The following is a 10,303-nucleotide window of genomic DNA, read 5'->3' on the forward strand; positions in this document are numbered from 1 at the left end:
GTGTGGATGAGAGAAGTGAGCTTTCTCGAATTGTGCAAAATGTGCAATCGCTCGATTAAAGGAGCAGCTATTCTACCGTAACTGACTTAGCCAGATTACGCGGCTGATCCACGTCAGCCCCCCGGCGGAGGGCCATGGCGTAGGCAAACAACTGCAGGGGGATGACATTCAAAACTGAGGCCAGCAGAGGTGTGGTGCTGGGCACCTCGATGACGTGGTCGGCTTTTTCCCGGACCTGGGTATCTTCCGGATTGATCAGGGCAATGACTCGCCCGCCCCGCGCCCGCACCTGCTCGATGTTGGAGAGCATTTTTTCGTAGACGGGATCGCGGGTGGCAATACACACCACCGGCATGCGCTCGTCGATGAGGGCAATGGGGCCATGCTTCATCTCCCCTGCTGGGTAGCCCTCGGCGTGGATGTAGCTGACCTCTTTCATCTTTAGCGCCCCCTCCAGGGCAATGGGGGCATTGACCCAGCGGCCCAGATAAAGCATGTCGGTGACGTGGTGGTACTGCTCGGCCAACTGCTCGTAGAGGGCGGCGTCTTTTAGCAGGAGGCTAATCTTGCTCGGCAGCTCGATGAGAGCTTGCAGGTGGGATCGGATCTGGGCGGGGCTGAGGATCCCTTTGGCCTGGGCCAGTTGCAGGGCCAGCAGGTACCCTGCCACCAGCATGCCGGTAAACACCTTGGTGGAGGCAACGGCAATCTCCGGCCCGGCGTGGAGGTAGATGACCCCCGCATCCGCCAGGCGCGTGGCCTGGGAGCCAATGGCGTTGACAATGGCCAGGGTGGGGATCCCTTGGGTGCGGGCCTCGCTCATGGCTGCTAGCGTATCCACCGTCTCACCGGACTGGGTGAGGGCTACAAGCAGGTCGTGGGGACGCAGCACCGGCTGGCGGTAGCGAAATTCGGAAGCATAGTCCACCTGCACCGGGATGCGAGCCAGGCTCTCAATGAAGTACTTGAGCACCAGACAGGCATGCCAGGCAGTGCCGCAGGCCACGGCATGAATCTGCTCCACCTGGGCCAGCTGCGCCTCCGTCAGGGCCAGTCCCTCCAGGTTCACCCGCCCCCTTTCCAGATCCGTCCGCCCCCGCAGCGTCTCAGTGATGGTGCGCGGCTGCTCATGGATCTCTTTTTGCATGAAGTGCTTGTAGCCCCCCTTGGCCGCCGAGACGGGATCCCAGGCCACGGTGAGGGGGGGTTTGCGCAGCTCTTCGCCGGTAATGCGTAGGTAGCGCACGCTGGAGGCAGTGAGGATGGCCATCTCCCCATCTTCCAGAAACACCACCCTGCGGGTGTGGCGGATGATGGCGGGCAGATCCGAGGCAACAAAATTTTCCCCTTCTCCTTCGCCAATTACTACAGCCCCCGCATTACCCAAGCGGGCGGCGATTAGCCGATCCGGCACCTCCCGATCCAAAGCCACCACAGCATTTCCCCCCCGCAGTCGTTCCATCACCTTGGCAAAGGCCACCTCAAAAGATCCCAGCTCCTCAGTGTAGAAGCCGAGGAGTTGGGCGATGACTTCGGTATCGGTCTGGGAGCGAAAGGCAACCCCTCGCTGCAGAAGCTCCTCCTTCAGCTCCAGGTAGTTCTCCACAATGCCGTTTTGGATAACCACAATGCGGCCGCGGGCATCACAGTGGGGGTGGGCATTTTCCTCACTGACACCGCCGTGGGTGGCCCAGCGGGTGTGGCCGATCCCTACCTTGGCTGTGGGCATGTTGGTAGTGAGTTTCACCAGCAAGTTGTGCAGCTTGCCAGTGGCCCGCACAATCCTCAAGCCCTCTTCTGGATCCACTGTGGCAATACCGGCGGAGTCATAGCCGCGATACTCCAAGGTGCGCAAGCCCTCCACCAGAATGGGGGCAGCCCACTGAAAGCCCACATAGCCGACAATGCCACACATTCCTCACACCTCAACCCTGCTCGCGTCAGCGGTGGGGAGCACCCCATTGGCAAAGCCTACCCCAGCTTCGGGAACCCATCAATGGTTTCTGCGGCCGCCGGCGGGTGGCCAGCGTGGAAGCGGCGGACTGGTTGTTAAGCTCCTGCCAGAGGGAGAGGCCAGGCAGGCTGCTATTGCCCTTCTGGGGAGCTAGAGGCAGCCCCCTCGGCAAAAGGAAACAGGCGCAAAACGGAAGCGATACCCTTGGGCTGCTGCAGGCTGGATCCCGTCTTCTGCGGGGGCCTTGGAGACCAAGTTGCTCAGCCCCAGCACCAGCTCCCGGAGAGCGCGGCGAAACTGGGGATCCCCCGTCAGCTCGTCAATGTCAGCAGTGATCTTTTGCACATTTTGAAAGGAGATGCGGGCCGAGTCTAGGGTTTGGCGTAGGGTGGCCAGGGTGCCCGGATCGTTGAGGGCAGCCGTAATCTGCCGCAGATCCTCAGTGGCCTTGGCCGCGTTCTCCGCCGCTACTCGCGCCCCTGCCAGGAGCTGGCGCACATTCTCTTGCAGTTGGGGATCGGTAAGCAGGGGGCGAACCGCGCTTGACATGGCTTGTAGATCGGCACTGACCTGCTGGATATTGGCCAGGGCAGCATAGAGGGAGGGGCGGTTCTGGGCCACCAGCAGGGCAAACTGGTCAGCAGCTGCTTGCAAACTTTGAGCTGTTCCCTTCGCCGCCACAGCCGTCTCCCGGATAGCCGCGGCGGCAGCGCTAAATTGCGATAAATCCAGCTCCTCCACCCGCTTTTCCACGCTTTCCGAGAGACTGGACAGGCTGTTGGCAACGCGGGTGACTTCCTCCAAGGTAGCGTTGAGGGTATCGAAGAGCTCGTCACTGTTGATGCGCCGCACCAGTTGATCCAGCTGGATCAACAACTGGCCAAAATCCACCCCCGCTGTGCCCTCCACCACATCGCCATTGCAGATGATTTGGCTGCGGTCGCAGTCGGGCGCCAAGGGAGATCCTGCTACCTGAACAGCCGTCCGCGGCAGGATGTCCATCACCGTCTCCCCCACTAGCCCTGTCTGGGTGGTAACAAACAGGGCATCGCGGGGGATGGCCAGCGGCTGGTCGATGGCCACCTGCACCTCCACCTGGGCCGCCTGGGGCAGGATGCGCTCCACCCGGCCCACGGCTACCCCCCGCAGCCGCACGCTGGAGCCTTCCGCCAGGCCAGATACGTTGGGATAGGTGACGGTAAACTGGAAGCCGCGGCTGCCAAAGCGCAAGTTGTAGATCCACAAAAACAGCCCAGCAAAGCCCAGTGCCCCTGCCAGGATCAACAGGCCCACGGCCCCTTCTCGGATTGCTCGCGAACGCATCACACCTGCCCTGCCACTTGGATTGGCCCTTCTACGCTACCGCTGAAAAATTGCCGCACAAAGGGGTTGTCGCTTGTCTCAATCTCTTGCACGGATCCCTCCCACTGCACCCGCCCCTGGGCCAAGAGCACGATGCGGTCGGTAGCGCGGTAGATGGTGCTGTGCTGGTGGGTCACCACGATGTAGCTCTCGCAAGCTTTTTTCACCCGCTGCAGATCCCGGATGAGATCTTCGATCACCGTGGAAGCAATCGGATCCAGGCCCGCTGTGGGCTCGTCGTAGAGTAGGAGTTGGGGCTCGTTTTGGGGCAGCGAAGGATCTTCCATGATGGCGCGGGCAAAGCTAACCCGCTTGCGCATCCCCCCCGAGAGCTCCTCCGGCAGGCTGTCCTCCTTACCCGCCAGCCCCACTGCTTCCAGCTTGGCTGCCACCAGCTCTCGAATGCGTGCCCTTGGCAGCCGCGAGTGCTCATAGAGCAAAAACCCGACGTTTTCCTCCACCGTCAGGGAGTCGAAGAGGGCCGCCTGCTGGAATACCATGCCTACCCGCAAGGGGGGAGTGCAGTGGCCGGCCTGAATCTCCGGCAGGGGGATGCCGCACCAGAACACCTCGCCAGCGTCCGGCTCTGTCAAGCCAGCGATGATGCGCAACAGAGTTGATTTGCCGGTGCCAGAAGGCCCCACTAGCCCCAGAGCATCGCCCCGATGCACCTTCAGATCGACTTGGTCAAGCACCAGCGTGGTTCCAAAGCGCTTGGAAACCTGCCGTAGCTCCACCAAGGGCACGGGATCTCCCTTCCCCGCTCCAGACTGGGGTTGGGGACTCTCCGCCGGCGGCTGCTGTTGGCCGTTCATGCTGGTGCCAATGTCCTTTCTGAAGCACTTCGCCCAACACTTCCAGCAGAACTGCAAGGTCAGGGTGCCTCCCTCCCGTGGCTTGCGTTCCATTGCTAGTTTAAGAGCCGTCGCACTACGCGAACAACTTGCTGCTGTTGCCTCCAGCAGCCAAGGCTACGGAGCACCTGCCAGCCTTTGTCTCTTAGCCACCAGACCTCCCAGGTCCAGGGATCCGGAACAAGCTGTCCGTGAGGCTCCTTAGTCCGGCTGTAGCTCGGGAGCAGGCTCGGCCTCAGGCAGGGGGGCTAGGCTGGCAGGGATCCCTTCGGTTCGGTGGAACTCCTTGAGATCGGCCAGGGCCAGTGGCTGTTCCTCGGCTGCCGCGCAGGAGCTTGTACGCTGCGAAAAGCCCCAGATAAACAAAGGCAGCACAGCCACCACCATCCCCCATTCCGGAATCTCAATTTGGGGGAAGAACACCTCCAGCAGCATGAGGATCCCTACCAGCGCGATGATGGCAAAGGCAGCATCCTCCAGACGGGAAAACTCATCCAGCCAGCGCAAAAACAAAGAGGCCATGTAGCGCATTAGGGTAATGCCGAGGATGCCCCCCAGGATAATCACCCAGGCCTTGCGGGAGACAGCTACAGAAGCGGCAATACTGTCAAACGAGAACACCAGATCGGTGAGCTCCACCATGACCAGGGTTTGCCAAAAATTGGCCTGGCGGGTGAGGTCCTGCGCCGGGCCTTCCTCCTGCCCGCGAAAATGTTGCCAGGCCAGCCAGAGCAGGTAGCAGGCCCCCAAAAATCGAGCAGGGGGGTACTCGACCAACCAAACCGCTGCAAACACAATGGCGATGCGAAAACTGTAGGCACCTACGATGCCCCAGCGTAGGGCCCGGTGTTGTTGCTGAGGGGTGGGCAAATGCTTGACCAAAGCCGCGAGGGCGACAGCATTGTCTGCAGAGAGGGCCGCTTCCAAAAACACCAAGACCACCACCAAAAAGAGGTCCGTCCAAGTGAAGGACTGAATTATCCCTTGAACAACAGTGGTACCTATTGCCTCGATTGACATAGCAGCAAGCTTCACGTACCCCAGTCAAAAAAATTGTTCGTTCGGTGCAGCCAACTCCAGACCGCTATCCCAGATCTCTCGACAACCCCTTCCAGGAGATTTTTATGGTCGTTGAGGAAGCGCCCCAAAGACACCTAACAAAAGATACCTGGAGAAGGGATCCCTCCCTCAATTTTTGGCCACAACCTCCCCTCCAAAGCCCTAGCATGGCCTGAGTATAGCCTGTCCGGCTTGGGATCGTTTTACATTTCTTAACCTTCTCTGCTCTCTCCAGGAGGTGCAGGGGAGGGCAACCGCGATGCCAGGCGGTGGCCACAGCGCAGGATCTGGGCAGCTAGGATGGCCGCCCCAAAGCCGTTGTCGATGTTCACCACTCCCACGCCGGCAGCGCAGGAGTTGAGCATGGTCAGCAGCGCGGCCAAGCCCTGGAAGCTGGCCCCGTAGCCAATGCTAGTGGGCACAGCAATCACCGGACAGTCCGCCAGGCCGGCCACTACGCTAGCCAAGGCTCCCTCCATGCCCGCCACCACGATCAGCACATCGGCCTCTAGGGCAGCGCGGTGGTGCAGCAGGCGATGGATCCCGGCTACCCCCACATCCCAAAGGCGCTTGACCGTAAACCCGCAAAGCTCGGCGGTAAGCGCGGCCTCTTCAGCTACCGGCACATCGGCGGTGCCAGCGGAAATGACACTAATCTGACCGGGATAGCGGGGTGCCTGCTGGGCCGGGAGCCAACACAGACGGGCCACTGGAGAATACTGCGCCTGGGGCAGCCAGCGGCGGATCTGGTCATAGGTAGAAGCCTCCACGCGGGTGGCCAAAGCCAGGGATCCCTGCCAGTGGAGCCGTTCTAGGATCTGGGCAATTTGCTCAGGGGTTTTGCCCGGCCCCCACACTGCTTCGGGAAAGCCCGTGCGCCAAGGACGGTGGTGATCCAGGCGGGCGAAGTCTCCCACGGTCTCGAAGGGCAGAAAGCGACAGGCTTGCAGGGCTTGTTCGGGAGAGAGCCTCCCTTGAGCCACTGCCTGCAACAGTTCTCGCAAGCTTTGGGTTGGGTCGGCCATAGCTAGGGGATTGAGCAGCTCTACTGGGCCAAAGACCGGCGTGGGAAAAACAACACCGGATGCCAACTTTGCCGCAGGATCTCGCCGGTGAGGCTGCGAACCGACCACTCCCAAAAGCTGCCCACCCGCGGAGAGGCGGTGGCAATGGCGGTCACGTCCTCAGCAGCGGCAGTGGCCAGGATCTCCTGCAGCGGCGATCCCACCCGTACCAGGGCCCGCACCTGCAGCGGCTGCACCTGCTCGTTCAACGGCCCGATTACCTGAGCCAAGTCGGCCTCAGCCTTGCGTTTGAGCACCTCCACCGCCATGCCCTGGTTGCGGCGGGCGCTGGGATCCACTACATAGAGCAGGGTAACTGACTGGCACTGGGAAGTTCCCGGCAGCAGTTGACCAAGACGCTCAAGCAGTTGCCGGCGCGGCTCTTCAAAGTCAAAGGGTACCAGGAGGCTGCGAAGGAGGTGGCGGCTGCGCAGACGCAACTCCTCTAGGGTAAAGACGGCCAGCAGTTGCGGTCGCATCACCAGCAAGGGGATGGTTAACTTAGGCAGCAGCTCCACAGTGGTGCTGCCAAACAGTTTTTCCGTGAGCAGGTTGTGGATCCCCATGCCGGTGATTAGCAAGTCGGAGCTGTAGGTTTGGATCCCCTTTAAAATCAGATCCACCGCCTTGCCCGCCTGTACCAAGACCTTGACTTCCAGCCCCCCAGGAATGGCGCTCAACACCTCCTGCAGGCGAGCCTGTTGCGCCTGCACGGCGGGGGTGATGTCTTCGGGAAGGCCTATGTCGTCGTCCTGCCAGGCAATGCTGTGCACGAAGGCAACGCGTTCAATTCCATTCAGGTGAAGCTCTTCCAGGCATTTGCCAAAACGCTGCAGTCCATCTCGGCAGTCAGTGGCAATCAGCAGGCTTTTGAACATATGGCTTTGGGCAGAGGGGGGTAGGCAGCAACGGCGCCCTGCTCCAGCAGGGGCAATCTCAGGCTAACACCTCGCAGGCTTAGACCTGCCCTTGAAAGGGAGTCCGGATCCACCTCTGCCGCAGCTTTTGCTCATCGATAGGGGTCTGCCAAGTTCCGAAACTGGGTGTACTGGCTTTCAAACAAAAGGCGCACGGTGCCGGTGGGGCCGTTGCGGTGCTTGGCGATGATCACTTCGGCAATGCCGCGATCGCTGGTGTTGGGATCGTAGTACTCTGGGCGGTAGATCATCATCACCACGTCGGCATCCTGTTCAATGCTGTTGTGCACTAGCAGACCGTTGGCCACAAAATTGTGGTGGCGGGGCATTTCAATGTCGTAAACCGGCTGCGGCTCCCCCGGCTCGCTGATGAAGACGACTGGATCCCAGATCAATCCCTCCTGCACCACCACCGCCACCTCCTCTTCCAGTTGCAGCTCGTCGAGGGTTTTCCAGCCTTCCCGAGTCAGGAAGGGGTGGTTGCCAGTGGCGCGAATGGAGAAGTTGAGGCGGGTTCTCAGAAGACAAGTGGGCTGTCGCCCACTGCAAAATACCTTCACCGGCTGTTGGGGCACCAAGCGCCCGCGCCCGTTGAGGCTAAGCAGGCGCGGTAGTTCCGCTGAAGGCGGCAGGGCTGCCAGCTGATCTAGCCGCCAGATCTTGCCGCGATCTACGTCCCTCACGCGGGTGTCGCCGGCCAGGCAACCCGACTCTCGCAAATCTGCTAGCTGCGGCCGCTTGTCCGAGCGGGACTCCACCGCCCGGCTAAGCTGAGACAGCACCAGCACCGGCACCCTCAGCTCTTTGGCTAGCGCCTTGAGGCCGCGGGTAATGCGCGACAACTCCTGCACCCGGTTGTCGGACTCTGATCCCTGGATTAACTGCAAGTAGTCGATCAACACCAGTCCCAATGTCCCCCCTTGCTCCACCTGCAGACGCCGCGCCTTGGAGCGAATTTCTGTAACAGTGCAATTGGGTGTGTCGTCGATAAACAAAGGCAGTTGTGACAAAAAGCCAATGGCTTGACCCAGGCGCTGCCACTCGTTTTCACTGATGCGCCCTGAGCGCAGACGACTGCTCTCAATGCGGGCTTCGCTGGCTAGAAGCCTCTGCACCAGCTGCTCCCGCGACATCTCTAGGCTGAAGATGGCTACCGGTTGCTTGACGTAGGCAGCCACATTTTGGGCAATATTAAGGGCCAGGCTGGTTTTTCCCATCGAGGGACGGCCGGCTAGGATGACCAGATCCGACCGCTGCAAGCCCTGGGTTAGGTTGTCGAGGTCAATGAATTTGGTCGGGATCCCGGGGAACTGGGCCCCACTTTGGAATTTCTCCTCCAAATCGGAGAAGAGGCTCACCAAAACTTCCGAGGCCGGAACAAGGCTGCGCTGCACTCGCTCCTGGGTGAGGCTGAACACCTCCTGCTCAGCCCGATCCAGGAGCTGAGAGAGGGGCTGGCTAGTGTCGTAGGCCAGACGCGCCAAGTTGCTGCTGACTTGAATCAGCCGGCGGCGCATGTACTTGTCCACCACCAGGCGGGCGTACTGGTCAATGTTGACACTGCTAACTGTCTGCTCCACCAGGCGACGAATTGCCGCCGTCCCGCCCACTCGCTCGAGGAGGTGGTGATCTGCCAACCAGGCAGAAACCGTCATTAGGTCGGTGGGTTGGCCTTGGCTGTGCAGGTGCAGGGCAGCTCGATAAATCTCCTGGTGGGCCGAGAGGTAAAACATCTCGGGACGCAGGAACTCCGCTACCCGCGCCATTGCCTCGGGATCGAGGAGAATGCCCCCCAGGATCTCCTCCTCAGCTTCTACGTTCTGCGGCGGAAGTCGATCCCCACCTGTCAGGTCGTAATCGCCAATCACCACCAGCCAGGATAGAAAAACCAACCCAGCTCCACACTCGCCAGCTGCTTGGCCAAGCACCTTAAGCGGCCAGGCCAAGCTTTACTTGCTATCTCCCATTGCCCCCTGGGATTTCTCTCTCACTCAGGCGTGACCTGAATGCGTAGCGTGGCTGTTACTTCTGGGTGCAGCTTCACTTGCACCAGGTAAACCCCGGTTTTCTTGATCTCCTCGTTGAGCAGAATGTTGCGGCGGTCGATATCCAGGCCGCTGGTGGCCAGCACCACCTCGGCAATGTCGGTGGTGGTCACTTGCCCGAAGAGCAAATCCTTTTCGCCCACTTTCTTGCGGATGACAAAGCGACCGATGGTCTCCAAAGCCTTCTTGTAGTTTTCCGCCTGTTGCTTCTCCGCCAATTTGCGGGCAGCTTCCTGCTCCCGACGCATCTGCTGCTCCTTGAGAAGCCCAGGCGTAAGCCGCACCGCCATCTGCCGCGGGAAAAGGTAGTTGCGGGCATAGCCAGGCTTGACACTCACCACCTCCCCTGGGCTGCCCAAGCCCGGGATCGCCTGGCGCAGCATAACCTGCACGTTACGTTTAGCCATGGAGGAAAGCACTGAATTTTCTCGCCAGCCTTCCATTCTAAGCATTTGCCAAGCTGATGTCAGCCCAAAGAGCTCGGAAAACTCAGCCGGCCCCAGAGCCCAGCCGTAGGCCCTTGAATCCAGGGGTCTTCACGCCGCGTTTCCTCGATCGAGGGTATTCTCCCCTGCAAGGGATCCCTGGAAAGAGCGACAAGGGAGACTAGCTACAGACAGAAATAACCTGATTTTAACCTCACGTTAACTAAAAAGGATGAACGTTATATTACATTAACGATAAGAACCAGAGTGGCAAGGGTCTTGAACGGGATCCCTGGTTTTTTTGAGATCAGCCCGGCTTGAGCAGGCTCTGAGGTTAGAGCACTCAGAGTTGGATCGAGACACCATCTTCATCTGGGAGACTTCTGTATGTTGATGCCGCGCTCCTTGGGACGTCGTTCCTTCCTGAAGTCTGTCTCTGCCACGGTTGCTGGGTTTGCGGTCAGCCAGGCAAATTGGCAGCGGGTATTTGCTCAGCAGACTGTAACCATCAACGGCGCGGGGGCTACTTTCCCGGCTCCCCTCTACCAAACTTGGGCTCAAGAATTCAGCAAGAAAAACCCCAACATCCAAGTCAACTATCAGTCGGTGGGGAGCGGTGCCGG

At 60.2% G+C, this 10,303-nt stretch carries 9 protein-coding genes; 1 reads left to right on the forward strand and 8 read right to left on the reverse strand.

What is annotated here, in order from left to right; all coding sequences use genetic code 11:
• Positions 1-67: 67 nt before the first annotated feature.
• The 8 genes from glmS to rplI all read right to left on the reverse strand — a co-directional run bounded on the left by glmS (position 68) and on the right by rplI (position 9,662).
• Positions 68-1,915 (reverse strand): glutamine--fructose-6-phosphate transaminase (isomerizing), encoded by a 1,848-nt coding sequence (gene glmS / locus NW827_RS11435; protein ID WP_414361502.1) that lies wholly within the window; start codon positions 1,913-1,915, stop codon positions 68-70.
• Between the two features lie 189 nt (positions 1,916-2,104).
• Positions 2,105-3,277 (reverse strand): MlaD family protein, encoded by a 1,173-nt coding sequence (locus NW827_RS11440; protein WP_414403660.1) that lies wholly within the window; start codon positions 3,275-3,277, stop codon positions 2,105-2,107.
• Positions 3,277-4,131 carry an ABC transporter ATP-binding protein gene (locus NW827_RS11445; RefSeq protein ID WP_414503716.1) on the reverse strand — a complete coding sequence of 285 codons (855 nt, stop codon included), beginning with the start codon at positions 4,129-4,131 and terminating at the stop codon, positions 3,277-3,279. Before NW827_RS11445 ends, NW827_RS11440 begins: the two co-directional genes overlap by 1 nt.
• A gap of 240 nt (positions 4,132-4,371) precedes the next feature.
• A complete protein-coding gene (locus NW827_RS11450; RefSeq protein ID WP_414361506.1) occupies positions 4,372-5,205 on the reverse strand; it encodes a TerC family protein in 834 nt (277 codons plus the stop codon).
• A 236-nt stretch (positions 5,206-5,441) separates the two neighbouring features.
• The gene (gene larB / locus NW827_RS11455; protein ID WP_414361508.1) at positions 5,442-6,254 is read right to left on the reverse strand and encodes a nickel pincer cofactor biosynthesis protein LarB; all 813 of its coding nucleotides are present in this window, start codon (positions 6,252-6,254) and stop codon (positions 5,442-5,444) included.
• Between the two features lie 20 nt (positions 6,255-6,274).
• Complete coding sequence (locus NW827_RS11460) at positions 6,275-7,171, reverse strand: universal stress protein (protein WP_414361510.1); 897 nt, start codon at positions 7,169-7,171, stop codon at positions 6,275-6,277.
• Between the two features lie 131 nt (positions 7,172-7,302).
• Positions 7,303-9,060, reverse strand: coding sequence for a replicative DNA helicase (dnaB, locus tag NW827_RS11465; RefSeq protein ID WP_414361535.1), 1,758 nt, complete (start codon positions 9,058-9,060; stop codon positions 7,303-7,305).
• Positions 9,061-9,197: 137 nt separating this feature from the next.
• On the reverse strand, positions 9,198-9,662 hold the full coding sequence (rplI, locus tag NW827_RS11470) for a 50S ribosomal protein L9 (protein ID WP_414365800.1): 465 nt from the start codon (positions 9,660-9,662) through the stop codon (positions 9,198-9,200).
• A gap of 405 nt (positions 9,663-10,067) precedes the next feature.
• Between rplI and NW827_RS11475 the strand changes: the two genes are divergently transcribed.
• Positions 10,068-10,303: substrate-binding domain-containing protein (locus NW827_RS11475; protein WP_414503717.1), on the forward strand; the 236-nt coding region annotated here is incomplete at its 3' end.

The sequence above is a fragment of the Synechococcus sp. H70.1 genome (assembly GCF_047502705.1).
Classification (GTDB): Bacteria; Cyanobacteriota; Cyanobacteriia; order Thermostichales; family Thermostichaceae; genus Thermostichus.

Coding starts and splice junctions, on each gene's coding strand:
- glmS (WP_414361502.1), bottom strand. CDS start 1,915: ATGTGTGGCATTGTCGGCTATGTGGGCTTTCAGTGGGCTGCCCCCATT.
- NW827_RS11440 (WP_414403660.1), bottom strand. CDS start 3,277: ATGCGTTCGCGAGCAATCCGAGAAGGGGCCGTGGGCCTGTTGATCCTG.
- NW827_RS11445 (WP_414503716.1), bottom strand. CDS start 4,131: ATGAACGGCCAACAGCAGCCGCCGGCGGAGAGTCCCCAACCCCAGTCT.
- larB (WP_414361508.1), bottom strand. CDS start 6,254: ATGGCCGACCCAACCCAAAGCTTGCGAGAACTGTTGCAGGCAGTGGCT.
- NW827_RS11460 (WP_414361510.1), bottom strand. CDS start 7,171: ATGTTCAAAAGCCTGCTGATTGCCACTGACTGCCGAGATGGACTGCAG.
- rplI (WP_414365800.1), bottom strand. CDS start 9,662: ATGGCTAAACGTAACGTGCAGGTTATGCTGCGCCAGGCGATCCCGGGC.